The organism is Zestomonas carbonaria (genome assembly GCF_904061905.1).
In the GTDB taxonomy this organism is placed as follows: Bacteria; Pseudomonadota; Gammaproteobacteria; order Pseudomonadales; family Pseudomonadaceae; genus Aquipseudomonas; species Aquipseudomonas carbonaria.
In genome coordinates this window covers 13,845-38,172 of the sequence record NZ_CAJFCI010000015.1, presented here as the reverse complement: position 1 = coordinate 38,172, position 24,328 = coordinate 13,845, and the positions used below count along the sequence as shown (strand labels likewise).

The following is a 24,328-nucleotide window of genomic DNA, read 5'->3' as shown; positions in this document are numbered from 1 at the left end:
CACTGCCATCCAATAAAACCGACACTCGAAGGACCGCCCCATGAACCTGTTCCGTGCAACCGCTGTTGTCTTGGCTCTGACCACTGGCCTGCTGACGCTGCCGGCAAACGCCGGGCAGGTGGTTCAGGAGAATGTCAGTGGCGACCCGTTCTACACCGTCGAAGCGCCGCCGGCCTACGCCATGGTCGGCGACCTGCTGATCGCCCGTCCGCTGCTGATCGCCGGCACCATCATCGGTGCCGGCCTGTTCGTCATCAGCCTGCCGTTCAGCGCCGCCGGCGGCAACATCGGCGCCGCCGGCAAGGCGCTGGTGGTCGATCCCGGCAAGGAAGCCTTCGTGCGCTGCCTGGGCTGCACCTCCAGCGGCTACCAGCGCGACTGATTTCCCCCGGCCTGCCGGCCAGAGCCCCTGGTGCGCAAGCGCCAGGGGCTTTTTCGTGTGCGCTCGTGACCGTAATTGGGTCCCCGCGTTCGCGGGGATGACGGTTGAGCCACGGAGCTTCCCTCCACCCCATCGCTCCCGCGCATGCGGGAGCCCGGAAAAGACCGGGCACAAGACTCCTTCCGGAGTGCCGCGCTGTGGTGTAATTGCCGCTCCTGGCAATGGAGCGGCAAGGGCGTGAAGCACTACTCGCGCATCATTCTTCTGGTTCTGATCGGAGCGGGGCTTTCCTGGTCCTTCTGGTCCAGCGCCGGCTGGCTGCAGCTTTGCGCCGGCCTGGCGCTGTTCCTGTTCGGCATGCAGTGCCTGGAAGAGGGCCTGCGCCAACTGGCCGGCGGCAAGCTCGAACAGTTGCTCGGCAAGAGCACGGAAACACCCTTCAAGGCCCTGATGTTCGGCGTCTGCGGCACCATGCTGCTGCAGTCCAGCACCCTGGTCTCGCTGCTCACCATCGCTTTCATCAGCGCCGGGCTGATCCAGTTGGCCGGCGGCATCGCCATCCTGTTCGGCGCCAACCTCGGTGCCACCAGCGGCATCTGGCTGCTGGCGCTGGCCGGGCAGAACCTCAGCCTCAGCCCGCTGGCCCTGCCGCTGCTGGTGTTCGGTGTGCTGGCCGGCTTCAACGGGCCGAAGAGCAAGGCGGCCGGGCGCATCGTGCTGGGCATCGCCTTCATCTTCCTCGGCATCGACCAGATCAAGGATGGCTTCTCCAGCTTCGGCGGCGACCTGGACATGAGCCAGTACCAGGTCGAAGGCATCGCCGGTCCGCTGCTGTTCACCGCCATCGGCCTGCTGGTCACGGTGGTCCTGCAATCCAGCCACGCGACCCTGATGCTGACCCTGGCGGCCCTGGCCGGCGGCCAACTGGAACTCGGCCAGGGCCTGGCCATCGCCATCGGCTCGAACGTCGGCAGCAGCGTCAGCACGGCGGTGGTCGGTTCGCTCGGCGGCAACCGCAGCGGCCAGCGCCTGGCGCTCGCCCATGTGCTGTTCAATGTGGTGACCGCCTGCCTGGCGCTGGCCCTGCTGCTGCCGCTGACCTGGCTGGTGCAGTGGCTGACCGCGCAGGTCGGCCTGGGCGACAACAGCCTGATCCAGTTGGCGCTGTTCCACAGTTTGTTCAACGCCACCGGCGTGCTGCTGTTCTGGCCCTGGCAGGCCGGGCTGGCGCGGCTGCTCATCCGCCTGTTGCCCGACCGCGTCGAGCCGCAGGTACTGATCACCGAACTGGCCCCGGACAACCGGGAACCCGAGCGGACCAGGGCGCGCTACCTCAGCGAGCGGGCGCTGGACTCGGCGGACGCCGCCGCCAGCGCGGTGGTCCAGGAACTGCGCCACCTCGGCCGGTTGAGCCTGGAAGTGATCTGCCACGCCCTGTACCTGCCGGTCGACCAGTTGGCCCGCGCCCAGGGCGACGAGGCGCTGTTGCAGGCGCGCCCGGACCCGCGCGGGCTGGATGCCGAGACGCTCTACCAGCGGCACATCAAGGGCGTGTACGGCGACCTGCTGAGCTTCATGGGGCGCCTGGAAGTGACGCTGGACGAGGCCCACCAGCAGTTCTGGGTCAATTGCCAACTGGCCGCCCTGCAACTGGTGGACGCGGTCAAGGACGCCAAGCACCTGCAGAAGAACCTCGGCCACTACCTGAACCAGGAGCCGTCGCCCGCGCGCACCGCCTATGTGGAGCTGCGCCGGCACTTGCTCTCGCTGCTCCACGCTATGCACGAACTGGCGCGCTCGGAGCTCAGCGACGAGGCCTGGCGCGCGCAGTTGCAGGCGCTCGACGAGCGGGCCGCCGACTTCGACGCCGCCTTCCGCGTGCGGCTATTCGCCATGGTCCGCACCCGCGAGCTGGACGGTTTGCAGACCAGCTCGCTGATGAACGACCTGGGCTATGCCAGCCGCATCTTCCAGAGCCTGCGCAACGTGCTGCTGCTCGGCGAGGGCCAGGAAGCGCTCCGCGCCCTGCGGCGCGCGCCGGCCGGGGATGAGTCGCTGATCGTGGTGGAGTGAGGAGGATCTGGGCCGGCCAGGCTACAGGGGATAACGGTCTGGCCTGTTTTCTCTGGTTGACTCGCTTCGCTCGCCCTTCAGGGCACCCTGGGCTGCACGGGAACGCGCGCCGCCGGGCGGGCATCCACCGGTGGGGCCGGCCAGGGCATCAGCACGGTCGCCTCGCCGACCCCGCGCGGATCGCTGGCCACTTCGACCTGGTCGCCGCGCTTGTCCCACAGCAGCACCTGAAGGTTGCCGTAGCGCTGCTGCCGGCGCTCCAGGCGATGGCCGCGCTGCTCCAGAGCCTGCACTTCGGCGACGTTGAAGGTGCCCGGCTCGTACTGCACCACGTCGGGCAGGTACTGGTGGTGGTAGCGCGGCGTCGCCGGCCACTGGCTGACCGCCTTGCCGTCCAGGTAGTCGAGCATGCCGAGCAGCACCATGCTGGGGATGCGGCTGCCGCCCGGAGTGCCGAAGCTGGCGAAGACCTCGGCGCTTTCGATGAAGCTCGGGCTCATGCTCGACAGCGGGCGCTTGCCGCCGGCGATGACGTTGGCCTGGCTGCCGGCCAGCGCGTAGGCGTTGGCGCCATGCGGATCGGCGGCGAAATCGTCCATCTCGTTGTTGAGCAGCACGCCGGTGCCGGGTGCGGTGAAGGCGGCGCCGAACGGCAGGTTGATCGACAGGGTGCCGGCCACCGCGTTGCCGTCCGCGTCGATCACCGTGAAGTGGGTGGTGTGGTCGCCCTCGCGCCAGGCCGGCGCCGGTGGCAGGGTGCTGCTCGGCGTGGCGCGCCGTGGGTCGATGCCGCTGGCCAGGCGCTCGAGGTAGGCGGGGGCGAGCAACTGGCCCAGCGGGTTGGCGACGAAGTCCGGGTCGCCGAGCAGGCCACGGTCGCGGTAGACCCGGCGCAGCGTCTCGATCACATAGTGGCTGCGCTGTATCCGGTCGGCCTCGCGCCAGGGCAGTTGCTGGAGGATCGCCAGGCTCTGCGCCAGGGCCACGCCGCCGGCCGAGGGCGGCGGCGCGCTGATCAGCTCGCGGCCACCTTCAAGGGGGAAGCGCAGCGGCGCGCGCTCCACCACCCGGTAGTCGGCCAGGTCGCGCAGGGTCCAGATGCCGCCGCCGGCGCGCACCGCGGCGACCAGCTTCTCCGCCGTCTCGCCGGCGTAGAAACCGCTGCGGCCATAGCGCGACATGCGTTCCAGGGTTCGCGCCAGGTGCGGCTGGCGCAGCAGGCTCCACTGTTCCGGCACCTGGCCCTTGTCGAGGAACAGGCGGGCGCTTTCCGGGTCGTCGCGCAGCGCGGCCAGGCGCCACAGCGCGCGTTCGCGGTAGATCCGGTCCACCGAGATGCCGTCGCGGGCCAGGCGGATCGCCGGCGCCAGGTTGTCGGCCAGCGACAGCCGGCCGTAGCCGGAGGAGAGGTGGTCGAGGGCCGCCGGCAGGCCGGGAATCGCAGCGGCCAGTGCGCCGTCCAGCGACAGGCTCGGCTCGACCTTGCCGCCGCGCACGTAAAGGTCGGCGCGCGCGGCCTGCGGGGCGCGTTCGCGGGCATCGATGAAGCGGTACTGCGGCGGTTCGCCGGCCTGGCGCAGCAGGAAGAAACCGCCGCCGCCGAGGCCCGAGCCGTAGGGTTCGGCCACCGCCAGCGCGGCGCTGATCGCCACCGCCGCGTCGAAGGCGTTACCGCCGCTGCTCAGCGCCTCCAGGCCGGCCACCGTGGCGGCCGGGTGGGCGGTGGCCACCGCGCCCTTGCCGGGCCCGGTGGCCCAGGCGGCGAAACTGGCGGTCAGCAGGAGGAACAGCAGCGGCAGGCGTTTCATCGCGGGTCCGGGTCGGGCGGGGTCGTTGCAGTATGGACGATGCTGCTGGGAGCGGGCGTTGGCACTGCAGACGCTTCGTGCGCGGGAGAAATGGCGGGCTCAGGCCTTGCCGGTGAGCTTGCGGTATTTCTCCATCAGCTCGTCCTTGCTCTCCACGTGGGTTTCGTCCAGCGGGATGCAGTCGACCGGGCAGACCTGCTGGCACTGCGGCTCGTCGTAGTGGCCGACGCATTCGGTGCACAGGTTGGGGTCGATCACGTAGATCTCCTCGCCCTGGGAGATCGCGCCGTTCGGGCATTCGGGTTCGCAGACGTCGCAGTTGATGCAGTCGTCGGTGATTTTCAGGGACATCGAACAACTCCTGCCAGGTCGGGCGACCGTGGCAATGGGGAAATCATGGGCGAATTGTGCCGGATCGGCGGCCGGCTTGCACGCCGGACCGCCGGGCAGCGCCCACCCCGGATCAGCTCTGGAAGCGTCGGGTCAGCGCCTCGGCCACCGACGGGTGGACGAACTTGGTGATGTCGCCGCCCAGCGCGGCGATCTCGCGCACCAGGGTGGAGGAGATGAAGGAGTACTTCTCCGACGGGGTGAGGAACATGCTTTCCACGTCCGGCGCCAACTGGCGATTCATGTTGGCCAACTGGAACTCGTACTCGAAGTCGGACACCGCGCGCAGGCCGCGCAGCAGCACGTTGGCGTTCTGTTCCTTGACGAAGTGCGCAAGAAGGCTGGAGAAGCCGACCACTTCGACGTTGGGCAGATGCTTGGTGACCTCGCGGGCCAGTGCCACGCGCTGTTCGAGGGGGAACAGCGGATTCTTCTTCGGGCTGGCGGCGACCGCGATGATCACCGTGTCGAACAACCGCGAGGCGCGCTCGATCAGATCGCCGTGACCCTTGGTGATCGGGTCGAAGGTACCGGGGTAAAGCACTCGATTCATCGTGACGTCCTGGCGGAGTCCCTGGGGGAGTCGGATGGTAGCGCAGCGAAGGCGCGGCGGCCAAGCCGAGGCGGAAATGGGGTTTCCTCATGGGTGGATGCTGGGGGTTGGTGAGGGAGGTTGGCGCCGCCCCTCACCCCAGCCCTCTCCCAGGGGGAGAGGGGGCTGATCGGTGCTGCGATCACGCACGGTGTCCGTCGGCAACTCGGGCTAACTCCCTCTCCCTCCGGGAGAGGGTTGGGGTGAGGGAGCGTGCGTGACCTCAGCTCCATGGCCTGTTCATCGCACGGCTCGATGGATTTCGTCGCTGCGCTCCTTCACCCATCCTGCGTTTTCTTCACTCACCTTACGTTTTCAAGCGTTCGGCCAGGGCGCTGGCCAGTTTGGCGGTGAGGCCGTAGACCGACAACTGCGGGTTGGCGCCGATGCTGGTGGGGAACAGCGAGCCATCGTGGATCGACAGGTTCTGCAACTGGTGATGGCGGCCGAGGCTGTCGGTGACCGCCAGCTTCGCGTCCTCGCCCATGGCGCAACCGCCCATCACGTGGGCGCTGCCCAGGCGGGTGCGGTACAGCTCCAGCGGCAGGCCGTCGATCAGCTTCCTGGCTTCGGCCAGGGTCTTCACGTAGCCGGCGTCGCTGTGCATCGGCATCACCGCCTTGGCGCCGGCGGCGAACTGGATCTCGGCCATGCTGTGGAAGGCGCGGCGCACGCCGTCCCAGGTGTAGTCGGTGACCCGGTAGTCGAGCACCGGGCTGCCGTCGCCGCGCAGTTCCACCGTGCCTTCGGCGCTGTCCGGGTGGAAGCCGTCGCGCAGCAGGGCGAGCATCACGTTGGTGTGCGGCAACTGTTCCATGCGCAGGGAGTTGGCCTCGCCGAAGCCGCCGAGCAGGGTGCTCGCCAGCGCTGGGTGCAGCGGCGGGACTTCCAGCTTGTAGGACATCCGCCCGATGGTGCCGTCGTCCCACTGGAAGTGGTCGGAGTAGATCGACTGCGGCGCGCCGTAGAAGGGGTTGATCACTTGCTCGAACAGTGCGGCGGAGAAGTTCACCAGGTGCAGGAAGGTGCGCTTGCCGACCCGCTCGTGCGGGTCCGGCGCGTCGGAACGCAGCAGCAGCGCCGGGGTGTTGATGCCGCCGCCGGACAGCACGTAGTGGCGCGCCTTGACGGTGATCTTGCGGCCGGTCGGCGCCACGCAGCGCTCGTCGAGGGCCAGGCATTCGATGCCGGCGACCTTGTCGCCGTCCAGCAGCAGGCGTTCGGCGCGTGCCAGGAAGAGCAGTTCGCCGCCCTTGTCGAGGGTCGCCGGGATGGTGGTGACCAGCATCGACTGCTTGGCATTGGTCGGGCAGCCCATCCCGCAATAGCCGATGTTCCAGCAGCCGCGCACGTTGCGCGGGATCACCTTCCAGTGCAGGCCGAGCTTTTCGCAGCCGGCGCGGATCACCTCGTTGTTGGGGTTCGGCGGCACCATCCAGGGCGCCACGCCGAGGCGTTCTTCCATCTTCTCGAACCACGGCGCCATCTCGGCCGGGCTATGGCCTTTCACGCCGTGCTCCCTGGCCCAGTGTTCGAGGGTCGGGTCGGGGGTGCGGAAGCTGGAGGTCCAGTTGACCAGCGTGGTGCCGCCGACGGCGCGGCCCTGGAGGATGGTGACGGCGCCGTCCTTGGTCATCCGGCCGATGCCTTCCTGATACAGGCTGGCGTAGGCCTCGGGTTCCTGCAGCTTGAAGTCGCGGCTGGTCTTCAGCGGGCCTTCCTCGATCAGCAGCACCTTGAGGCCGGCCGCGCTGAGGATTTCGGCGGTGGTGCCGCCGCCGGCGCCGGTGCCGACGATGGCGACGTCGGCTTCGAGGGTCAGGTCCTGCTCCAGGCGCGAGCCGTCATGGGTCTTCCAGCCGCGGGCCAGGCCCTCGGCGAACAGATCGGGTACAGGCATCAGGCGTATCTCTTGTCGTTATGGGGCGTGCGGGATCAGATGCTGGGCGGGCCGGGGTAGCCGCAATGCGCCCAGGACTCGGGGTTGCCGTACCAGGCCATCATCACCAGTTGCAGCAGGGAGCTGTGGCCCATCTTCAGCAGGCTCAGCGAGCTGTTCTGCCAGCGTTCCAGGAAGGCGCGGACGTCCTCCGCCGAGGCCTTTTCCCAACTGCCCCAGATCCCGGTCAGCGGGCCGCGGGTGACCGGCAGGGCGAGCACGTCGAACAATTGCAGGGTGAGCTTGAGCATTTCCGGCGACAGGTGGTCGAGGCTGTAGTCGAGGCCCGCGATGGTCTTGTCCACGGCCTGCGGCAGGCTGGCGGCGGGCACCGCGCCGGCCAGCATCGCCGGGACCAGCGCACGCAGGAACGGCAGGTCGGACTGGCGCAGCGCGCGCATGCCGCTGGCCGGGGTGTCGGCCGAGCAACCGCTGAGGCTGGCGGCGACCCCGGCGGTGGCCAGGAACGCCGAGCCGAGCAGGCCGACCTTGAGCAGGTTGCGCCGCGACAGGCCGGGGGCGTCGAGGGTGGTGTCTGTCATTGTTGTATTCACCGGTGTGTTTTTATTTTTCTGGGTCTTCTGGGTCCCCGCGAACGCGGGGACCCAATAAAACAGCGCCGTCAGCGCACGAACAGCTTGAAGACCAGCTTCTGCAACGCCTTGCCGTAGGGAGGGTAGATGGTCCTGGCGGCGTTGAAGCGCTGCTTGATGAACACGCCCTTGGCCTTGCTGAAGGTCAGGAAGCCCTCGTGGCCGTGGTAGTGGCCCATGCCCGAGGGGCCGACGCCGCCGAACGGCATGTCGTCCTGGGCGACGTGCAGCAGGGTGTCGTTGAGGCACACGCCGCCGGAGTGGGTCTCGTGCAGCACGCGCTGCTGCTCGCGCTTGTCGTAGCCGAAGTAGTACAGCGCCAGCGGCCGTGGCCGGTCGTTGATGTAGTCGAAGGCCTCTTCCAGGCGGTCGTAGGGGATGACCGGCAGCAGCGGGCCGAAGATCTCGTCCTGCATCAGCTTCATGTCGTCGTTGACGTTCAGCACCACGGTGTGCGGCAGGCGCCGGCCCTGGGCCTGCGGATACAGCGGCACCAGGCGCGCGCCCTTGCTCTCGGCATCGGCGAGGTAGCCGCGCAGGCGCTGCAACTGGCGCTCGTTGATGATCGCCGTGTAGTCGGGGTTGTTCTCGAGCTGCGGGTAGAAGCCCTGTACCGCCTGGCGGTAGGCCTCGACGAAGCCGTCGAGACGATCGCGCGGCACCAGCACATAGTCCGGCGCCACGCAGGTCTGCCCGGCGTTGAGGGTCTTGCCGAAGGCGATGCGCTCGGCGGCATCGGCCAGCGGCACGTCGGCGCTGACGATGGCCGGCGACTTGCCGCCCAGTTCCAGGGTCACCGGCACCAGGTTCTCGGCGGCGGCGCGCATCACGTGCTTGCCGATGCTGGTGGCGCCGGTGAACAGCAGGTGGTCGAACGGCAGCTTGGAAAAGGCCATGCCGACCTCCGCCTCGCCGAGCACCACGGCGACCAGATCCTCGGGGAAGATCTTCGCCATCAGTTCCTTGAACAGTTGCGACGTGGCCGGGGTCGACTCGCTCATCTTGATCATCACCCGGTTGCCGGCCGACAGCGCGCCGACCAGCGGCCCGACGGCGAGGAACAGCGGGTAGTTCCAGGGCACGATCACCCCGACCACGCCGAGCGGCTGGTAGACCACCTTGGCCGAGGCCGGCTGGAAGGCCACGCTGACCGCGCGGCGCGACGGCTTCATCCACTTCTTGATGCGCTTGCTGGCGTAGTGGATGCCTTGCAGCGAGGGCATCAGTTCGGCGAGCAGGGTCTCGCTGGCGGAGCGGTTGCTGAAGTCCTGGCTGATCGCGTCGATCAGCGCCTGCTGCTCGTTGCGCAGCAGTTCGCGCAACGATTGCAGCCACTGGATGCGCTGTTCGGCGGTGGGCATCGGATTGGCGCGGAAGGCCTCGCGCTGGCGTTGGAACAGGCCTTCCAACTCGCTGATCTGCTGCTGGTTCTGCTGGATGTGGGCGATATCGGCAACCATGGGGCGGCTCCTCGGCGGACCGTCTGTTGTTGTGGTTCGCTGGATTTTTAGAGCAATTACTCTAAAGTGTCAAACAGAATGCCGGTTCGACTGACGAGATGCAGCCCAACGAAAAGCTGGCTACATCTCTGCGTTTGTCTTTTGGATTCCCGCGTTCGCGGGAATGACGCGGGAAAGATCGGCGTCCAGCCGTCGTCCCCGCGAACGCGGGGATCCACTAGACAGAAACGTAGGAGCGGCCCATGGCCGCGATAGGCCCTTGAACCGCCAAGCGGCGCAGCGCTTCCGGGGGTAACATTCCGCCGGTAACTGCGTGTACCTTTGCCCGCGCCCGCCCTTCACCACAGAGCTGAGTTATGGCCGCACCCATCAAGACCCGCGAGCGTATCGTCCAAGCCAGCCTGGAGCTGTTCAACAGCCAGGGGGAGCGCAACGTCACCACCAACCACATCGCCGCGCACCTGGGCATTTCGCCGGGCAACCTGTACTACCACTTCCGCAACAAGCAGGCGATCATCGCCGAGCTGTTCGCCGCCTACGAGGCGCGGGTCGACGCCATCCTGCGGGTGCCCGAAGGGCGCGCGATGACGGTGGAGGACAAGACCTTCTACCTCGAGGCGCTGCTCGCGGAGATGTGGGCGTACCGCTTCCTGCACCGCGACCTCGAACACCTGCTCGACGCCGATCCGGAGTTGGCGGCGCGCTACCGCCTGTTCGCCCGGCACTGCCTGAGCAACGCCGTGGTGATCTACCAGGGTTTCGTCGAGGCCGGCATCCTGCTGATGGACGCCGCGCAGATCGAGGCGCTGGCGCTCAATAGCTGGATCATCATGACCTCCTGGGTGCGCTTCCTGTGCACCACTCGTGGCGACCCGGGCGACCTCAGCGAGGAGCTGATGCGCCGTGGCATCTACCAGGTGCTGGCGCTGGAGGGCGGCTACACGGCTCCGTCCGCGCGGGCGGCGGTCGATACCCTGTACCACAAGCTGCACGTGCCGCTGGAGCAGGTGATTCCGTAGCCCGGATGCAATCCGGGAGGTAGGGGCGCCGTGCGCACCTGTCGAGCGTTCCGGTGTGCACGGCTCACCCTGTGAGCAATGTGTTTCGAACGTCATCCGGGGAAATGTTCCGGATCACGAGGCAATGAGATCCGGGTCGAATGTCGTTCGCCCTAGTCGTTCTCGTTCCTGAGTCGCGCGTACAGCCGCTTCTTCTGCCGCTCCAGGCGCTTGCGGGCTTCCGGGGTCTGTACCCGTTCGAGCAGCTCGGTCAGGGTTTCCAGCGTTTGCAAAAGCGTGGCGCAAACCAGGGCTTTTCGTTTCCTGCGTTCCATGTCCTTTCCTTGGTCGGTGGCCTCGTTCCAGTACTCCATGGCCTGAATGTCTCGCCGATTAAATCAAATCTTCCATAAAATTTGGAATCGAAGGTTAAATTTGTGATGGAAGCAGAATTTAGCTTTGCTTCCATGAACGAAAAAGCTGAATTCGCCGAACGCTTGAAAGCCGCCATGCAGGCCGCAGGCTATCCCGTCCGCCCTGCCGTGCTGGAGCGGGAATTCAACTCCCGCTACTGGGGGCGCTCGGTATCCTTCCAGGCTGTCTCGCGCTGGCTGCGCGGACTGTCCATTCCTTCCCAGGACAAGCTCCAGGTGCTGGCCGAGTGGCTGGGCGTGGAGCCGCAGGCGCTGCGCTTCGGCGACTGGGCGGTCAGGCAACTGCGCGAGAACCGTGGCGTCTGGGAAGACTCCCGCTATTACCAGGAACGCCAGACCTTCGAAGCCTACCTGGCTTTGCCCCTGCCGCAGCGCAAGATCGTCCGCGAAGTCATTCTCGCCTTCGCCAAATCGGCCGAGCAAGACCCCTCCAAGTCCTAGCCCTGCGTCGCCAGCCACTCCGGAACCCGCCGCTCCAGGTAGAAACCCGGCCGGCGCGGCGAGCCCTCGATGAAACCGACATGCCCACCGCGCGCGTGCAGCTCGAACTCGACGCCGGCCGCCAGCTCGCCGGCCTCGGGCAGGCTGTGGCGGAACACGAAGGGATCGTCGGCGGACTGGACGATCAGCGCCGGCACGCGGATGCCGCCCAGGTAATAGCGGCAGGAGGCGCGCCGGTAGTAGTCCTCGGCGTCGGCGAAACCGTGCAGCGGCGCGGTGATGCGTCCGTCGAAGTCCCAGAAGGTGCGCAGGCCGTCGAGCGGGCCGAGGCGTTGCAGGGCGGCCAGGTGGGCATCCTCGCGCAACTGCTGGAAGCGCTGCTGCTTGCGCTGCACGTAGGCGACCATCTCGGTCATGAAATGGCGCTGGTAGACCTGCGAGAAGCCGATGCCGATGCGGTCGGCGCACTGGTCCAGGCGGAACGGCACCGACACCGCCGCTGCCGCGCGCAGGCCGCACTCCTCGCCGGTCTCGCCGAGGTGCTTGAGCAGCACGTTGCCGCCCAGCGAATAACCCACCGCATACAACGGCGCCAGCGGCCGGCAGGCGCGCAGGTGGGCGATGGTGGCGGCCAGGTCCTCGCTGACCCCGGAGTGGTAACCGCGCGGCAACAGGTTCGGCTCGCCCGAGCAACCGCGCCAGTTCAGCGCCGCGCTGGCCCAGCCGCGTTCGGCCAGGCGCTGTTGCAGGCCGAGCACGTAGTGCGACTCCGAGGAGCCGGTCAACCCGTGCAGCACCAGCACCAATGGCGCCTGGGCGTCGTGCGGGCCGTACCAGTCGATATCGAGGAAATCCCCATCCTCCAGCCACAACCGCTCACGGCGCCGCACCAGTTGCGGCGCACGCCGGAAGAACGGCGCCCACAGCGTCTGCAAGTGCGGGCCGGGAAGCCACCAGGCGGGGTGGAAGGGGGCGGTGTTCATGCGGGATGGCTTTCGTAGGGTGGATGTTGCTTTTTACATCCACCAGCGCGTGGTGGAAAACGCTTCGCGGTTTTCCACCCTACGGTTGGCGCTCCCACAGCGAGTAGTAGACCTGCCCGGTCTGTTTCTCGCGGTGCAGGCGCCAGTTGGGTGGGAGGCCGAGGGCGGAGGGGGCGGCTTCGCTTTCGCAGTAGATCCAGGCATGCGGGGCCAGCCAGCCGCGGGTTTCCAGCAACTGGCAGGCGGGCAGCAGCAGGTTCTGGTGGAAGGGCGGGTCGAGGAACACCAGGTCGAACGGTGTCGCCGGCTGGCCTTCCAGGTAGCGCAGGGCGTCGCCCTGGTGGAGTTGTCCGTCGGGGCAGTCCAGGGTTTGCAGGGTCTGGCGCAGGGTGGCGATCGCTGCGGCGTTGCTGTCCAGCGCAAGGGCCTGGGCGGCGCCGCGCGACAGGGCTTCCAGGTACAGCGCGCCGCTGCCGACGAAGGGGTCGAGTACCCGGGCGCCTTCCACGTAGGGCGCCAGCCAGTTGAACAGGGTTTCGCGCACGCGGTCCGGGGTCGGCCGCAGGCCCGGGCCGTCGGGCACCGGGAAGCGCCGGCTGCGCCACTGGCCGCCGATGATCCGTACCTGGCCCTGGCCGCCGTGGTTGCGTGCGGGTTTCGTGGGTCGCCTGGCCATCAGTGCTCCGGAACGCCGAGCGGTTGCACGGCGGGTTTGTCGGTGGGCGGCGGCAGCGGTTGCTGCTCGACGGTCGGCCCGGCGCTGACGATCACCAGCGCCTGCGGGTCGATGTGCCTGGCCATGGCCGCCTTGACCTGTTCGACGGTCAGCCCCTGGACTTCCTGCATGAAGTCTTCCAGGTAGGTCAGCGGCAGGTCGTAGAAGCCGATCGAGCCGAGCTGGCCGACGATGTCGGCGTTGCTCGCCGTGGAGAGCGGGAAGCTGCCGGCCATCTCGCGCTTGGCGTCGTCCAGCTCCTTCTGGGTCGGGCCTTCCTTCAGGTAGTCGGCGAGCAGTTGCTGGATCAGCCCGAGGGTGCCGGCGCTCTGTTCGGCGCGGGTCTGCACGTTGATCATGAACGGCCCGCGCGTGGCCATCGGGCTGAAGCCGGAGTAGATGCCGTAGGTCAGTCCGCGCTTTTCGCGCACTTCTTCCATCAGCCGGCTGCCGAAACCGCCGCCGCCGAGGATCTGGTTGCCCAGGCTGAGCGCGGCGTAGTCCGGGTCGCGGCGGTCGATGCCCAGTTCGGCGATCATCAGGTGGGTCTGCTTGGAGGGGAACTCGATATGGGTCAGCCCCGGCTCCGGCGCCTTGGGTTCGGGCAGCGGCGGCAGCGCCGGGCCCTTGGGCAGCGCGGCGGAGACCTGCGCGGCGATGGCCTCGGCTTCGCTGCGGTCGAGGTCGCCGACCAGGGCGATCACCGTGTTGCCGGCGGCGTAGGCCCGGGCGTGGAAGTCGCGCAACTGGGCGGTGGTGATCGGCGGGATCGACCGCTCGGTGCCTTCGCTGGGATGGCCGTAGGGGTGCTCGCCGTACAGGCGTTCGAACAGCTTGAGTCCGGCCAGCTTGCCGGGGTTCTGCTTCTGGTATTCGAAGCCGGCCAGCACCTGGTTCTTGATGCGCGCCAGGGCGTCTTCGGGGAAGGTCGGCTGGCCGATCACCTGGGCGAACAGTGCCAGCGCCGGCTCGCGCTGCTCGCGGTCGCTCAGGCTGCGCAGGCTGGCGATGGCCATGTCGCGGTAGGAGCCGTTGCCGAAGTCGGCGCCGAGATCCTCGAAGCCCTCGGCGATGGCGGTGACGTCCTTGCCGGGCACGCCTTCGTTGAGCATGGCGTTGGTCAGCATGGCCAGGCCGGGGGTGTCGCCGTCGCGGCTGCTGCCGGCGGCGAAGGTCAGGCGCAGGTCGAACATCGGCAACTGGCGGGCCTCGACGAACAGCACCTTGGTGCCTTCGGCGGTATGCCAGGTCTGGATCTGCAGGGCGCGGCGGCCCGGCGCCTGGCCGTTGAGGCCGGCCAGGGATTCCAGGCGCGGCGCGGTGCCGTTGTCCGCGACCGGGGCGGTGTCGGGCGCCGAGGCCTGGCGGCTGGCCAGCAGGGTCAGGGCACCGGTCAATAGCAGCGTGACCAGGACGATCAGCCCGTAACGCAGGCCGTTACGCTCACTCATGGCGGGACTCCTCGGGCAGGACGTGGGCGACGGTGAGCCGTTCGCGGGTGAAGTAGGTGCGGGCGGCCTGCTGGATGTCGGCCGGGGTCACCGCCTCGATGGCGGCGAGGTCCTGGTCCATCAGCCGCCAGGACAGGCCGACCGTCTCCAGTTCGCCGATGGTGCTGGCCTGGCGGGTGATCGAGTCGCGCTCGTAGACCAGCCCGGCGATCACCTGGGCCCGCACGCGCTTGAGCTCCCCGGCGCTCGGCGGGTTCTGCTTGAGGTCTTCCAGTTGGCCCCACAGGCCGGCCTCGACCTGCTCCAGGGTCTTGCCGGTCTGCACGTTGGGCGTGGCGGAGAGCAGGAACAGGCTGTCGCCACGGTTGAAGGCGTCGTAGCTGGCCGAGGCGCCGGAGACCAGTTCCTCGCCGCGCTCCAGGCGGGTGGCCAGGCGCGCGCTGTAGCCGCCGTCGAGCAGCGCGGCGATCAGTCGCAGGGCGTGCACTTCGCGCGGCTGCTCGGTGGTTGCCAGGCCGGGCACGTTGAAGCCTATCACCAGGCTCGGCAACTGGGTGCGCAGGTGCAGGGTGATGCGCCGCTCGCCGGGTTCCGGCAGTTCCAGCGGCAGCTTGGCGGGCGGCAGCTCGCGGCGCGGGATGGGGCCGAACCAGCGCTCGGCGAGGCTTCTCACCTCGTCGACGGTGACGTCGCCGACCACCACCAGGGTGGCGTTGTTCGGCGCGTACCAGTGTTCGTACCAGCGGCGCAGGTCGTCGACGGTCATCCGCTGGAGGTCGGCCATCCAGCCGATGGTCGGGATGTGGTAGCCGCTGGCCGGGTAGGCGATGGCCTTGAAGCGCTCGTAGGCCAGCGAGTTGGGGCGGTCGTCGGTGCGCAGGCGGCGCTCTTCCTTGATCACCTCGATCTCGCGGGCGAACTCTTCCGGCGGGAGCCGGAGGCTGGCCATGCGGTCGGCCTCCAGTTCGAAGGCCACGGCCAGGCGGTCGCGGGCCAGCACCTGGTAGTAGGCGGTGTAATCGTCGCTGGTGAAGGCGTTCTCTTCGGCGCCCAGCTCGCGGAGGATGCGCGAGGCTTCGCCGGGGCCGAGCTTGGCGCTGCCCTTGAACATCATGTGTTCGAGGGCGTGGGAGAGGCCGGTCTGGCCGGGTGTCTCGTAGCTGGAGCCGACCTTGTACCAGACCTGCGAAACCACCACGGGGGCGCGGTGGTCTTCGCGGACGATGACCTTGAGGCCGTTGTCCAGGCTGAATTCGTGGGTCGCCTGCGGCTCGGCGGCCAGCGCGGCGAAAGGCAGGCAAAGGGTGGCGAGGAGCAGTCCAGCCATGCGGCGGGCAGTCATTTTCATCGATGGGGCGACCTGTCGGACAGCCCTCGGCGGGCTTAGCGCCGGCGGGCGAGGAGGTGCTAGGATACTGGTTCGTTTTCCCGGCGGCCACGCCCGGATCCGTAGCGCAAGGTTGCGAACGGATTCCGCTGGCGCGTCGCTACCTTGAGATAGCCGTCCCCATGTTTGGTTCCAACGACGACAAGAAAGCTCCGGCCGCGCCCGGGGAGAAGAAAAGCCTGTTCGGCTGGATGCGCAAGAAGCCGCAGGAAACCACCCCGGCCGATGCCGCAGCGCCGGTGGAAACCGCTCCCGCCGTCACCGAGGCCGCCCCGCAGCCGGTGCCGGAAGCCGCTCCGCAGCCCGCTGCCGACAGCGTGCCGGCCGCCGTGCCGGAAGCCCCGGCGCCCGAGCCGATCCCCGAGCCCGCGCCCACTCCCGAACCGGTGGCCGCGCCATCGCGCTTCCGCCTGAACATCGGCAGCGAAGTGCCCCATGCCCCGGCGCCGGCCGAGCCGGTCGTCGAGGCGCCGGTCGCGGCCGAGCCCGTTCCCGTCGAGCCGGCCCCGGCCGCCCCCGTCGCCGAATCCCGCGAGGAAACCCGGCCCGGCTTCTTCGCCCGCCTCAAGCAGGGCCTGTCGAAGACCAGCGCCAACCTCGGCGAGGGCATGGCCAGCCTGTTCCTCGGCAAGAAGGCCATCGACGACGACTTGCTCGACGAGATCGAGACCCGCCTGCTGACCGCCGACGTCGGCGTCGAGGCCACCACCGCCATCGTGCAGAACCTCACCAAGCGCGTGGCGCGCAAGGAACTGGCTGACAGCGGCGCGCTCTACAAGGCATTGCAGGACGAGCTGACCGCGCTGCTCAAGCCGGTCGAGCAGCCCCTGGCGATCGCCACCGACAAGCAGCCCTATGTGATCCTGGTGGTCGGCGTGAACGGCGCCGGCAAGACCACCACCATCGGCAAGCTGGCCAAGAAGCTGCAACTGGAAGGCAAGAAGGTCATGCTCGCCGCCGGCGACACCTTCCGCGCCGCCGCCGTCGAACAGCTCCAGGTGTGGGGCGAGCGCAACAATATCGCGGTGATCGCCCAGCACACCGGCGCCGATTCCGCCTCGGTGATCTTCGACGCGGTGCAGGCCGCCAAGGCGCGTGGCATCGACGTGCTGATCGCCGACACCGCTGGCCGTCTGCACACCAAGGACAACCTGATGGAGGAGCTGAAGAAGGTCCGTCGGGTGATCGGCAAGCTGGACGAAACGGCGCCCCACGAGGTGCTGCTGGTGCTCGACGCCGGCACCGGCCAGAACGCCATCAACCAGGCCAAGCAGTTCAACCAGACCGTCAACCTCACCGGCCTGGCGCTGACCAAGCTGGACGGCACCGCCAAGGGCGGGGTGATCTTCGCCCTGGCCAAGCAGTTCGGCCTGCCGATCCGCTACATTGGTGTCGGCGAAGGCATCGACGATCTGCGCACCTTCGAGGCCGAAGCCTTCGTTCAAGCCCTTTTTGCAGAGCGGGAGCGTGCATGATTCGATTCGAGCAGGTCGGCAAGCGTTACCCCAATGGCCATGTCGGCCTGCATGAGCTGAGTTTCCGCGTGCGGCGCGGCGAGTTCCTGTTCGTCACCGGGCATTCCGGCGCCGGCAAGAGCACCCTGCTGCGCCTGCTGCTGGCGATGGAGCGGCCGACCACCGGCAAGCTGCTGCTCGCCGGCCAGGACCTCTCGCAGATCACCACCGCGCAGATTCCCTTCCTGCGCCGGCAGATCGGCGTGGTGTTCCAGAACCACCAGTTGCTGTTCGACCGCACCGTGTTCAACAACGTCGCCCTGCCGTTGCAGATCCTCGGCCTGTCCAAGCCGGAGATCGCCAAGCGGGTCGGCGCCGCGCTGGAGCGCGTGTCCCTGGCCGACAAGGCCGAGCAGTTCCCCGCCGACCTGTCCACCGGCCAGCAGCAGCGCGTCGGCATCGCCCGCGCCGTGGTCCATCGCCCGGCCCTGCTGCTCGCCGACGAACCGACCGGCAACCTCGACCCGCGCCTGGCCGCCGAGATCATGGGCGTGTTCGAGGACATCAACCGCCTGGGCACCACCGTCTTGATCGCCAGCCACGACCTGGCGCTGATCGCACGCATGCGCCACCGCATGCTGACCCTGCAACGCGGACGCCTGATCGGCGATGGGGAGGCTGCCTGATGGGTGCTTCGCAGACGCCGCAAGAGAAGACCGCCGAACGCCTCGGCGGCGCGCCGAAGAAGGCCGACAAACAGCGCGAGCACGACGGCCCGAGCTTCCAGGAACTGTTCCACGCCTGGCTGGAAAGCCATCGCGCCAGCCTGGTCGACAGCCTGCGCCGGCTGGTCCGCCAGCCGATCGGCAGCTTCTTCACCTGCCTGGTGATGGCCATCGCCCTGGCCCTGCCGATGGGCCTGGCGCTGTTGCTCCACAACCTCGAACGGCTCGGCGGCTCCTGGCAGAGCGCCGCGCAGATTTCCGTCTACCTCAAGCTGGACGCCAGCGATGCCGACGGCGAGCGGCTGCGCGACGAGATCGCCGCGATGCCCGATGTCGCCGAGGCGCAGTGGATCAGCCGCGAGCAGGCGCTGGCGCAGTTCCAGCAGCAGTCCGGGCTCGGCCAGGCGCTCAAGGACCTGCCGGAGAACCCGCTGCCGGGCAGCTTGCTGGTCACGCCCCAGGAGATCGACAAGGTCGCCCTCGAAATGCTGCGCCAGCGCCTGGTGGAGCTGCCCAAGGTCGACCAGGTCCAGCTCGACCTGCTGTGGGTCGAGCGCCTGGGGGCGATCCTCAAGCTCGGCGACCGCTTCATCTTCGGCCTGACCCTGCTGCTGGTGCTGGCCCTGCTGCTGGTGATCGGCAACACCATCCGCCTGCACATCGAGAACCGCCGCAGCGAGATCGAGGTGATCAAGCTGGTCGGCGGCACCGACGGCTACGTGCGCCGGCCCTTCCTCTACATGGGGGCGTTCTACGGCTGCGGCGCCGGCCTGCTGGCCTGGGCGGTGCTGGCCTACAGCCTGGACTGGCTGAACGGCGCGGTGGTGCGCCTGGCCGGCCTGTACGGCAGCGACTTCGCGCTGGCCGGCGTGCCGGCGGGCGATGGCCTGTCGTTGCTGCTCGGGGCTGTATTGCTCGGTTACATTGGCGCCTGGCTGGCCGTCGCACGGCACTTGAGCGAGCTGGCACCTAAGTAGTAAGTTCTTGCTCCGCCCGTTTTGGCTGTTTTTGAACTTCGAGTCAGATTCCATGTCATATCGGCAATACTGAACTCGAGAGTTCAAGAATCGGAGGATTCGAATGACCACTTCTCTGCAACCTGTCTATGCCCTGGCGCCGGGGGCCAACCTCGAAGCCTACGTGCATACGGTGAACAGCATCCCGCTGCTGAGCGTCGAGCAGGAGCGCGAGCTGGCGGAAAACCTCTATTACCAGCAAGACCTGGAAGCGGCCCGGCAACTGGTGCTGGCCCACCTGCGTTTCGTCGTGCACATCGCCAAGAGTTATTCGGGCTATGGCCTGGCCCAGGCCGACCTGATCCAGGAAGGCAACGTCGGCCTGATGAAGGCGGTGAAGCGCTTCAACCCGGAAATGGGCGTGCGCCTGGTGTCCTTCGCGGTGCATTGGATTCGCGCCGAGATCCACGAATTCATCCTGCGCAACTGGCGCATCGTCAAGGTCGCCACCACCAAGGCGCAGCGCAAGCTGTTCTTCAACCTGCGTAGCCAGAAGAAGCGCCTGGCCTGGCTGAACAACGAAGAAGTGCACGCGGTGGCCGAGAGCCTGGGCGTCGAGCCCCATGAAGTGCGCGAGATGGAAAGCCGCCTGACCGGCCAGGACATGGCCTTCGACCCGGCCGCCGACGCCGATGACGAAAGCGCCTTCCAGTCGCCGGCGCATTACCTGGAAGACCACCGCTACGACCCGGCCCGCCAGTTGGAGGATTCCGACTGGAGCGACAGTTCCAGCGCCAGCCTCCACGAAGCGCTGGAAGGTCTCGACGAGCGCAGCCGCGACATCCTCTACCAGCGCTGGCTGGCCGAGGAGAAAGCGACCCTGCACGAGCTGGCCGCCAAGTACAACGTCTCCGCCGAGCGCATCCGCCAGTTGGAGAAGAACGCGATGAACAAGCTCAAGGGCAGCATCGCCGCCTGAGCCGCGCCCCCCTCGAAAAGCCGCACCCTGGTGCGGCTTTTTGTTATCTGGAGATCACCGCCATGCCATCCGCCCTGAGCCGCTTCCGCTGGCTGATCTACACCGCCGTCCTGGCGATCTGCGCCTGGAGCCTGTGGACCCAGTGGCAGCAGCGCCCGGCCGAGCCGATGGGCTGGTTGGTCGATTGGCAGGGCGAGCTGTTCGTGCCGCTGGCTGGCGGCGTGCTGAGCGTGCAGGGCTTGCGGGAGCGGGCTCCTGGCAGCCTGTGGCTGGCACCGAAAGGAGAGGAGGGGCCGCGCCTGCTCTATCGGGCCGACTGGCAGGATGGCGACGTGCGCTGGAAGGTCGAGGCCGAGCTGGCGCTGAGCGACAAGGAGCGCGCCAGCCTGCTGGGTGCGCTCGGCGCCACCGCCGAGGATGGCGAGCAGGTGCTCAGCGATACGCTCCTCGAACAGCTCGGCCAGCACCGCTTGAGCGATCTGCTGCTCAAGCCGGAAAGCGAAGTCCGCGAGGACCGCCTGAGTGCCAGCCTGGGCGCCCCGCGCGCCCGCTTCGGCCTGCCGGACGGCGGCGAGGCCTGGCTCTACCCGCAGTCGGGACTGACCCTCTACCTCACCGACGGCCGGCTGGACCTGATGCAGGTGGCGTCGAACGGAAAGCAGGATGAGCGCCCGGAACCGTAGCGCGAATCGATGCTTTTCTTTTTGCGCGTGCCGAATCAGCGGAAAGACTGCTTTTTTAAGAACTTTCAATGGCTACGCCGATGGTGCGTTGCCTTAGACTCGGCGCCGCTTTGAAACCGTGAAGAGCCGATCTCATGAATGCCAAGTCGCTTCGAGCAGCGCTATTTTCGCTGTCTTTTCTGAGCTTCTGGGGAGCACCAGGGCAGGCCAATGCCACGTCTTTCGACTGCCACAAGTTCACCGAGGCCACCATAGACTCCATCAGCTTCAGCTATACGCCCCGCGCGCTGCTCGGATACCTGTACGACCTGGAGGTTTCCGCCGACCGCCAGGCGGCCCGTGGCTTGAACGAGTACAGGTATGACCTGGAGGTACCCGCGGAGCAGAAGATTCCCCACTTCTGGAGCCCTTATGCATTGGCGCCCTTCGCCCCGGCGGGGGCCACGGCGGAGCAGCAGGCGCTGAACCAGCAGTTCCATCAGTTCATGCTGGCGGCCTTCTACGCCAAGAAGCCCATCAATATCTGCCTGAGCCTCGACGAGAGTCCCATGGGCAGGGCGCTGGCGGTCGATACCTTTTCTTACCAATGAGCGGGTCGGCGGATGGGCCCTACGGCATGACCGACACCATCCAGGCCGGGCGGCTGGGGTCGAGGCGGACCAGGTAGTCGCTGCCGCCGAGCTGGCGTACCTGCTGGCGGATCCACGCGGCGCGGCGGTTGACGTAGGCATCCGGCCGGCCGGCGCTCCAGCGGCGCGGGTTGGGCAGTACCGCGGCGAGCTGGCTGGCCTGCGTGGTCGACAGGTAGGGCGCGCCGATGCCGAAATGGTGCTTGGCCGCCGCCTCGGCGCCGAATACGCCATCGCCCCATTCGACGCTGTTCAGGTACACCTCGAGAATCCGCTGCTTCGGCCAGAGCAGCTCGATCAGCGCGGTGAACCAGGCTTCCAGCCCCTTGCGCGCCCAACTGCGCCCGGACCACAGGAACAGGTTCTTGGCCACCTGCTGGCTGAGCGTGCTGGCGCCGCGCAGCGAGCCGCCACGTTCGTTGTGGGAGAGGGCCTGGCGAATCGCCGCGACGTCGAAGCCCCAGTGGCTGGCGAACTTCTGGTCCTCGCCGGCGATCACCGCCATCTTCAGGCTGTCCGGCAGCTCCTGCCAGGGCCGCCAGGTGCGCTGCAGGTCGATCGGCTTGTCGTCGACCCACGACTCGATCTTGCGCTCGACCATCAGGGCGCTGCCCGGCGGCGGCACCCAGCGCAGTGCCAGGACCAGCGCGGCGCTGATGGCCATGGCCCAGAGCAGGATCTTGATGAGTCGATGGAACAGTGCGCGCATATGACGCCTTGGCCTGGAAGCGGGAGGCGGCCATTATAGCGGCCGCTTGCCGTCTGTCCGGCGCCGATCCATGGAGATTCGAACCATGCTGCGTATCCTCTTGTTGCTGGCCGCGTTCTTCGGCTTCACCGCCGTGGCGCTCGGCGCCTTCGCCGCCCACGGCCTGAAGAGCCAACTGAGCCCCGATCTGCTGGCGGTGTTCCAGACCGGCGTGCACTATCAGATGGTCCACGCCCTGGCGCTGCTGGCGGTGGTGCTGCTCGGCCTGCACGCGCCCGGCAAGGCCCTGCTGGTGGCCGGCGGACTCTTCGTACTGGGCATCCTGCTGTTCTCCGGCAGCCTCTACCTGCTCAGCCTGAGCGGCGTGCGCATCCTGGGCGCGATCACCCCGTTCGGCGGCGTGGCCTTCCTCGGCGGCTGGCTGAGCCTGGGGGTGGCGGCCTGGAACCTTGCCCGATAAGCTGACCCGTGCGTCAGTTCCGGGACGAATGGCCGGCCCTTTGCCTTGGTCCACCCGTGCCGATGGCGCTAGAATGCCGGCCCCCTTCCCGTGTGATCGCCAGCCATGCGTATTCAACTGAACGGTGAACCCTACGAGCTGCCCGAGGGCGAAAACCTCGGCGACCTGCTCGCGCGCCTGGAACTGACCGGCAAGCGCGTGGCCGTCGAGCTGAACCTGGATATCGTGCCGCGCAGCCAGCACGCCATCACCTCCCTGCGCGAGGGCGATCGGGTAGAGATCGTCCACGCCATCGGCGGCGGCTGAGGACAACGCGCCCAGCCGTTCGTACCGCCGCCATCCGCTCTACCCGCCAAGCAAGAGGACTCCCGATGAGCCAAGTTCGCACCGACAAGCCTTTCACCCTGGCCGGTCGCACCTACCAGTCGCGCCTGCTGGTCGGCACCGGCAAGTACAAGGACCTCGAAGAGACCCGAGCGGCCATCGAGGCGTCGGGGGCGGAAATCGTCACGGTCGCGGTGCGCCGCACCAACATCGGCCAGAATCCCGGCGAGCCGAACCTGCTCGACGTGATCAGCCCGGATCGCTACACCGTCCTGCCGAACACCGCCGGCTGCTACACCGCCGAAGATGCGGTGCGCACCTGCCGCCTGGCGCGCGAACTGCTCGACGGCCACAAACTGGTCAAGCTGGAAGTGCTGGCCGACCAGAAGACCCTGTTCCCCAACGTCATCGAGACCCTCAAGGCTGCCGAAGTGCTGGTCAAGGACGGTTTCGACGTGATGGTCTACACCAGCGACGACCCGATCATCGCCCGCCAACTGGCCGAGATGGGCTGCATCGCGGTAATGCCGCTGGCCGGCCTGATCGGCACCGGCCTGGGCATCTGCAACCCCTACAACCTGCGCATCATCCTCGAAGAGGCGACCGTGCCGGTGCTGGTGGATGCCGGTGTCGGCACCGCCTCCGACGCCACCATCGCCATGGAGCTGGGCTGCGAGGCGGTGCTGATGAACAGCGCCATCGCCCACGCCCAGGACCCGGTGCTGATGGCCCGCGCCATGAAGCACGCCATCGAGGCCGGACGCCTGGCCTACCTCGCCGGGCGCATGCCGAAGAAGCTCTACGCCAGCGCTTCGTCGCCGCTGGAAGGCCTGATCCAGTAAACATCGTCCCCTCGCAGGAGCGAGCCATGGCTCGCTCCTGCGGATACACACCGAGTTTCCCGATGACCGACACCCAGACTCCTGCCGAACAGCAAACGCGCCTGCGCACCATCAAGAGCTTCGTGATGCGCGCCGGACGCATCACCGAGGGCCAGCAGCGCGCCCTCGAACAGGGCTGGCCGCAGTTCGGCCTGGAACTGGAGGACGGTCTGCAGGACTTCGACGCGGTGTTCGGCCGTAGCGCGCCGCGCACCTTCGAGATCGGCTTCGGCATGGGCCACTCCACCCTGGAAATGGCCGCGGCGGCACCGGAGCAGGACTTCATCGGCGTCGAGGTGCACAGGCCCGGCGTCGGCGCGCTGCTCATGGGCGTGCAGCAGCGGGGCCTGAGCAACGTGCGCGTGTATAGCTGCGACGCCCTCGACGTGCTGCGCCAGTGCGTGGCCGATGCCAGCCTGGACCGCGTCCTGCTGTTCTTCCCCGACCCCTGGCACAAGGCCCGCCACCACAAGCGGCGCATCGTCCAGCCGGCGTTCGCCGAGCTGATTCGCCAGAAGCTCAAGGTCGGTGGCGTGCTGCACATGGCCACCGACTGGGAGCCCTACGCCGAGCACATGCTCGAAGTGCTGAGCGCGGCGCCCGGCTTCCGCAACCTGGCCGCCGACGGGCGCTGGGTCGAGCGTCCCGAGGAGCGTCCGGTGACCAAGTTCGAGCGCCGTGGCGAGCGTCTCGGCCATGGCGTGTGGGACCTCAAGTTCCAGCGCATCGACTAGAACGGATCGACAGCAAGACGCCACTTTTGTAGGAGCGAGCTCTGCTCGCGAATATCGGCCCCTCGAAAGCTTCGCGAGCAGAGGGTGTGGCGTCGCCTCCAGACCCTGACCAGCCAGTCATCCCGACTCCTTCGCATTTGCATCCGTT

Annotated in this window: 26 protein-coding genes; 14 read left to right on the top strand and 12 right to left on the bottom strand. The window is 67.8% G+C overall.

The window, feature by feature from the left end:
* Window positions 1-40: 40 nt before the first annotated feature.
* Both PSEWESI4_RS01610 and PSEWESI4_RS01605 read left to right on the top strand, forming a co-directional pair.
* Window positions 41-382: a multidrug transporter gene (locus tag PSEWESI4_RS01610; protein WP_187669451.1), complete on the top strand. Its 342-nt coding sequence runs from the start codon at window positions 41-43 to the stop codon at window positions 380-382.
* A gap of 237 nt (window positions 383-619) precedes the next feature.
* A complete protein-coding gene (locus PSEWESI4_RS01605) occupies window positions 620-2,455 on the top strand; it encodes a Na/Pi cotransporter family protein (protein WP_235978860.1) in 1,836 nt (611 codons plus the stop codon).
* 77 nt (window positions 2,456-2,532) lie between these two features.
* On the opposite strand, the gene ggt is transcribed toward PSEWESI4_RS01605, so the two are convergent.
* The 6 genes from ggt to PSEWESI4_RS01575 all read right to left on the bottom strand — a co-directional run bounded on the left by ggt (window position 2,533) and on the right by PSEWESI4_RS01575 (window position 9,237).
* Window positions 2,533-4,263: a gamma-glutamyltransferase gene (gene ggt / locus PSEWESI4_RS01600; RefSeq protein WP_187669449.1), complete on the bottom strand. Its 1,731-nt coding sequence runs from the start codon at window positions 4,261-4,263 to the stop codon at window positions 2,533-2,535.
* 99 nt (window positions 4,264-4,362) lie between these two features.
* Window positions 4,363-4,614 (bottom strand): YfhL family 4Fe-4S dicluster ferredoxin, encoded by a 252-nt coding sequence (locus PSEWESI4_RS01595; protein WP_187669448.1) that lies wholly within the window; start codon window positions 4,612-4,614, stop codon window positions 4,363-4,365.
* Between the two features lie 112 nt (window positions 4,615-4,726).
* Window positions 4,727-5,206 carry a pantetheine-phosphate adenylyltransferase gene (gene coaD / locus PSEWESI4_RS01590; RefSeq protein ID WP_187669447.1) on the bottom strand — a complete coding sequence of 160 codons (480 nt, stop codon included), beginning with the start codon at window positions 5,204-5,206 and terminating at the stop codon, window positions 4,727-4,729.
* Window positions 5,207-5,552: 346 nt separating this feature from the next.
* A complete protein-coding gene (locus PSEWESI4_RS01585; protein WP_187669446.1) occupies window positions 5,553-7,145 on the bottom strand; it encodes a GMC family oxidoreductase in 1,593 nt (530 codons plus the stop codon).
* A gap of 35 nt (window positions 7,146-7,180) precedes the next feature.
* Window positions 7,181-7,726, bottom strand: coding sequence for a twin-arginine translocation pathway signal protein (locus PSEWESI4_RS01580; protein WP_187669445.1), 546 nt, complete (start codon window positions 7,724-7,726; stop codon window positions 7,181-7,183).
* Window positions 7,727-7,806: 80 nt separating this feature from the next.
* Window positions 7,807-9,237 carry a coniferyl aldehyde dehydrogenase gene (locus PSEWESI4_RS01575; protein WP_187669444.1) on the bottom strand — a complete coding sequence of 477 codons (1,431 nt, stop codon included), beginning with the start codon at window positions 9,235-9,237 and terminating at the stop codon, window positions 7,807-7,809.
* Between the two features lie 356 nt (window positions 9,238-9,593).
* Between PSEWESI4_RS01575 and PSEWESI4_RS01570 the strand changes: the two genes are divergently transcribed.
* Window positions 9,594-10,256 (top strand): TetR/AcrR family transcriptional regulator, encoded by a 663-nt coding sequence (locus PSEWESI4_RS01570; RefSeq protein WP_187669443.1) that lies wholly within the window; start codon window positions 9,594-9,596, stop codon window positions 10,254-10,256.
* Between the two features lie 152 nt (window positions 10,257-10,408).
* Here the strand turns inward: PSEWESI4_RS01570 and PSEWESI4_RS01565 are convergent, their stop codons facing one another.
* Window positions 10,409-10,570 carry a hypothetical protein gene (locus PSEWESI4_RS01565; RefSeq protein ID WP_187669442.1) on the bottom strand — a complete coding sequence of 54 codons (162 nt, stop codon included), beginning with the start codon at window positions 10,568-10,570 and terminating at the stop codon, window positions 10,409-10,411.
* Between the two features lie 132 nt (window positions 10,571-10,702).
* Between PSEWESI4_RS01565 and PSEWESI4_RS01560 the strand changes: the two genes are divergently transcribed.
* Window positions 10,703-11,110 carry a helix-turn-helix domain-containing protein gene (locus PSEWESI4_RS01560; RefSeq protein ID WP_187669441.1) on the top strand — a complete coding sequence of 136 codons (408 nt, stop codon included), beginning with the start codon at window positions 10,703-10,705 and terminating at the stop codon, window positions 11,108-11,110.
* Here PSEWESI4_RS01560 and PSEWESI4_RS01555 read toward each other — a convergent pair.
* The 4 genes from PSEWESI4_RS01555 to PSEWESI4_RS01540 form a co-directional block, all read right to left on the bottom strand.
* A complete protein-coding gene (locus tag PSEWESI4_RS01555; RefSeq protein WP_187669440.1) occupies window positions 11,107-12,093 on the bottom strand; it encodes a hydrolase in 987 nt (328 codons plus the stop codon). The two genes, PSEWESI4_RS01560 and PSEWESI4_RS01555, sit on opposite strands and share 4 nt — an antisense overlap.
* A gap of 79 nt (window positions 12,094-12,172) precedes the next feature.
* Window positions 12,173-12,769, bottom strand: coding sequence for a 16S rRNA (guanine(966)-N(2))-methyltransferase RsmD (gene rsmD / locus PSEWESI4_RS01550; protein ID WP_187669439.1), 597 nt, complete (start codon window positions 12,767-12,769; stop codon window positions 12,173-12,175).
* Window positions 12,769-14,259 (bottom strand): M16 family metallopeptidase, encoded by a 1,491-nt coding sequence (locus PSEWESI4_RS01545; protein ID WP_187669438.1) that lies wholly within the window; start codon window positions 14,257-14,259, stop codon window positions 12,769-12,771. The genes rsmD and PSEWESI4_RS01545 overlap by 1 nt, the downstream gene beginning before the upstream one ends.
* Window positions 14,252-15,607, bottom strand: a complete 1,356-nt coding sequence (locus tag PSEWESI4_RS01540; protein ID WP_187669437.1) for a M16 family metallopeptidase — start codon at window positions 15,605-15,607, stop codon at window positions 14,252-14,254. Before PSEWESI4_RS01540 ends, PSEWESI4_RS01545 begins: the two co-directional genes overlap by 8 nt.
* A 161-nt stretch (window positions 15,608-15,768) precedes the next feature.
* Between PSEWESI4_RS01540 and ftsY the strand changes: the two genes are divergently transcribed.
* The 6 genes from ftsY to PSEWESI4_RS01510 all read left to right on the top strand — a co-directional run bounded on the left by ftsY (window position 15,769) and on the right by PSEWESI4_RS01510 (window position 21,033).
* Window positions 15,769-17,121, top strand: coding sequence for a signal recognition particle-docking protein FtsY (gene ftsY, locus PSEWESI4_RS01535; RefSeq protein WP_187669436.1), 1,353 nt, complete (start codon window positions 15,769-15,771; stop codon window positions 17,119-17,121).
* Entirely contained in the window at window positions 17,118-17,786 is a 669-nt protein-coding gene (gene ftsE / locus PSEWESI4_RS01530) for a cell division ATP-binding protein FtsE (protein WP_187669435.1), read from the top strand. Before ftsY ends, ftsE begins: the two co-directional genes overlap by 4 nt.
* Window positions 17,786-18,802 (top strand): permease-like cell division protein FtsX, encoded by a 1,017-nt coding sequence (ftsX, locus tag PSEWESI4_RS01525; RefSeq protein ID WP_187669434.1) that lies wholly within the window; start codon window positions 17,786-17,788, stop codon window positions 18,800-18,802. The genes ftsE and ftsX overlap by 1 nt, the downstream gene beginning before the upstream one ends.
* Window positions 18,803-18,905: 103 nt before the next feature.
* Entirely contained in the window at window positions 18,906-19,760 is an 855-nt protein-coding gene (rpoH, locus tag PSEWESI4_RS01520; protein WP_187669433.1) for an RNA polymerase sigma factor RpoH, read from the top strand.
* Between the two features lie 62 nt (window positions 19,761-19,822).
* The gene (locus PSEWESI4_RS01515; protein WP_187669432.1) at window positions 19,823-20,443 is read left to right on the top strand and encodes a hypothetical protein; all 621 of its coding nucleotides are present in this window, start codon (window positions 19,823-19,825) and stop codon (window positions 20,441-20,443) included.
* 134 nt (window positions 20,444-20,577) lie between these two features.
* The gene (locus tag PSEWESI4_RS01510; protein WP_187669431.1) at window positions 20,578-21,033 is read left to right on the top strand and encodes a hypothetical protein; all 456 of its coding nucleotides are present in this window, start codon (window positions 20,578-20,580) and stop codon (window positions 21,031-21,033) included.
* A 19-nt stretch (window positions 21,034-21,052) separates the two neighbouring features.
* Here the strand turns inward: PSEWESI4_RS01510 and mtgA are convergent, their stop codons facing one another.
* Entirely contained in the window at window positions 21,053-21,781 is a 729-nt protein-coding gene (gene mtgA / locus PSEWESI4_RS01505) for a monofunctional biosynthetic peptidoglycan transglycosylase (protein ID WP_187669430.1), read from the bottom strand.
* An 85-nt stretch (window positions 21,782-21,866) separates the two neighbouring features.
* On the opposite strand from mtgA, the gene PSEWESI4_RS01500 reads away from it, so the two are divergent.
* The 4 genes from PSEWESI4_RS01500 to trmB all read left to right on the top strand — a co-directional run bounded on the left by PSEWESI4_RS01500 (window position 21,867) and on the right by trmB (window position 24,180).
* Window positions 21,867-22,241, top strand: coding sequence for a DUF423 domain-containing protein (locus tag PSEWESI4_RS01500; protein WP_187669429.1), 375 nt, complete (start codon window positions 21,867-21,869; stop codon window positions 22,239-22,241).
* 105 nt (window positions 22,242-22,346) lie between these two features.
* Entirely contained in the window at window positions 22,347-22,547 is a 201-nt protein-coding gene (gene thiS, locus PSEWESI4_RS01495) for a sulfur carrier protein ThiS (protein WP_187669428.1), read from the top strand.
* 65 nt (window positions 22,548-22,612) lie between these two features.
* Window positions 22,613-23,407, top strand: coding sequence for a thiazole synthase (locus PSEWESI4_RS01490; protein WP_187669427.1), 795 nt, complete (start codon window positions 22,613-22,615; stop codon window positions 23,405-23,407).
* Between the two features lie 62 nt (window positions 23,408-23,469).
* Entirely contained in the window at window positions 23,470-24,180 is a 711-nt protein-coding gene (gene trmB, locus PSEWESI4_RS01485) for a tRNA (guanosine(46)-N7)-methyltransferase TrmB (RefSeq protein WP_187669426.1), read from the top strand.
* Window positions 24,181-24,328: the final 148 nt, after the last annotated feature.

What these genes read in the sequence shown, in the direction of transcription:
- PSEWESI4_RS01555 (WP_187669440.1), bottom strand. Translation starts at nt 12,093, where the DNA reads ATGAACACCGCCCCCTTCCACCCCGCCTGGTGGCTTCCCGGCCCGCAC.
- thiS (WP_187669428.1), top strand. Translation starts at nt 22,347, where the DNA reads ATGCGTATTCAACTGAACGGTGAACCCTACGAGCTGCCCGAGGGCGAA.
- PSEWESI4_RS01575 (WP_187669444.1), bottom strand. Translation starts at nt 9,237, where the DNA reads ATGGTTGCCGATATCGCCCACATCCAGCAGAACCAGCAGCAGATCAGC.
- PSEWESI4_RS01580 (WP_187669445.1), bottom strand. Translation starts at nt 7,726, where the DNA reads ATGACAGACACCACCCTCGACGCCCCCGGCCTGTCGCGGCGCAACCTG.
- PSEWESI4_RS01510 (WP_187669431.1), top strand. Translation starts at nt 20,578, where the DNA reads ATGAATGCCAAGTCGCTTCGAGCAGCGCTATTTTCGCTGTCTTTTCTG.
- PSEWESI4_RS01500 (WP_187669429.1), top strand. Translation starts at nt 21,867, where the DNA reads ATGCTGCGTATCCTCTTGTTGCTGGCCGCGTTCTTCGGCTTCACCGCC.
- PSEWESI4_RS01565 (WP_187669442.1), bottom strand. Translation starts at nt 10,570, where the DNA reads ATGGAACGCAGGAAACGAAAAGCCCTGGTTTGCGCCACGCTTTTGCAA.
- ftsE (WP_187669435.1), top strand. Translation starts at nt 17,118, where the DNA reads ATGATTCGATTCGAGCAGGTCGGCAAGCGTTACCCCAATGGCCATGTC.
- PSEWESI4_RS01595 (WP_187669448.1), bottom strand. Translation starts at nt 4,614, where the DNA reads ATGTCCCTGAAAATCACCGACGACTGCATCAACTGCGACGTCTGCGAA.
- PSEWESI4_RS01560 (WP_187669441.1), top strand. Translation starts at nt 10,703, where the DNA reads ATGAACGAAAAAGCTGAATTCGCCGAACGCTTGAAAGCCGCCATGCAG.
- PSEWESI4_RS01570 (WP_187669443.1), top strand. Translation starts at nt 9,594, where the DNA reads ATGGCCGCACCCATCAAGACCCGCGAGCGTATCGTCCAAGCCAGCCTG.
- ftsX (WP_187669434.1), top strand. Translation starts at nt 17,786, where the DNA reads ATGGGTGCTTCGCAGACGCCGCAAGAGAAGACCGCCGAACGCCTCGGC.
- trmB (WP_187669426.1), top strand. Translation starts at nt 23,470, where the DNA reads ATGACCGACACCCAGACTCCTGCCGAACAGCAAACGCGCCTGCGCACC.
- rpoH (WP_187669433.1), top strand. Translation starts at nt 18,906, where the DNA reads ATGACCACTTCTCTGCAACCTGTCTATGCCCTGGCGCCGGGGGCCAAC.
- coaD (WP_187669447.1), bottom strand. Translation starts at nt 5,206, where the DNA reads ATGAATCGAGTGCTTTACCCCGGTACCTTCGACCCGATCACCAAGGGT.
- PSEWESI4_RS01545 (WP_187669438.1), bottom strand. Translation starts at nt 14,259, where the DNA reads ATGAGTGAGCGTAACGGCCTGCGTTACGGGCTGATCGTCCTGGTCACG.
- rsmD (WP_187669439.1), bottom strand. Translation starts at nt 12,769, where the DNA reads ATGGCCAGGCGACCCACGAAACCCGCACGCAACCACGGCGGCCAGGGC.
- PSEWESI4_RS01610 (WP_187669451.1), top strand. Translation starts at nt 41, where the DNA reads ATGAACCTGTTCCGTGCAACCGCTGTTGTCTTGGCTCTGACCACTGGC.
- PSEWESI4_RS01490 (WP_187669427.1), top strand. Translation starts at nt 22,613, where the DNA reads ATGAGCCAAGTTCGCACCGACAAGCCTTTCACCCTGGCCGGTCGCACC.
- PSEWESI4_RS01585 (WP_187669446.1), bottom strand. Translation starts at nt 7,145, where the DNA reads ATGCCTGTACCCGATCTGTTCGCCGAGGGCCTGGCCCGCGGCTGGAAG.
- mtgA (WP_187669430.1), bottom strand. Translation starts at nt 21,781, where the DNA reads ATGCGCGCACTGTTCCATCGACTCATCAAGATCCTGCTCTGGGCCATG.
- ggt (WP_187669449.1), bottom strand. Translation starts at nt 4,263, where the DNA reads ATGAAACGCCTGCCGCTGCTGTTCCTCCTGCTGACCGCCAGTTTCGCC.
- PSEWESI4_RS01540 (WP_187669437.1), bottom strand. Translation starts at nt 15,607, where the DNA reads ATGAAAATGACTGCCCGCCGCATGGCTGGACTGCTCCTCGCCACCCTT.
- ftsY (WP_187669436.1), top strand. Translation starts at nt 15,769, where the DNA reads ATGTTTGGTTCCAACGACGACAAGAAAGCTCCGGCCGCGCCCGGGGAG.
- PSEWESI4_RS01515 (WP_187669432.1), top strand. Translation starts at nt 19,823, where the DNA reads ATGCCATCCGCCCTGAGCCGCTTCCGCTGGCTGATCTACACCGCCGTC.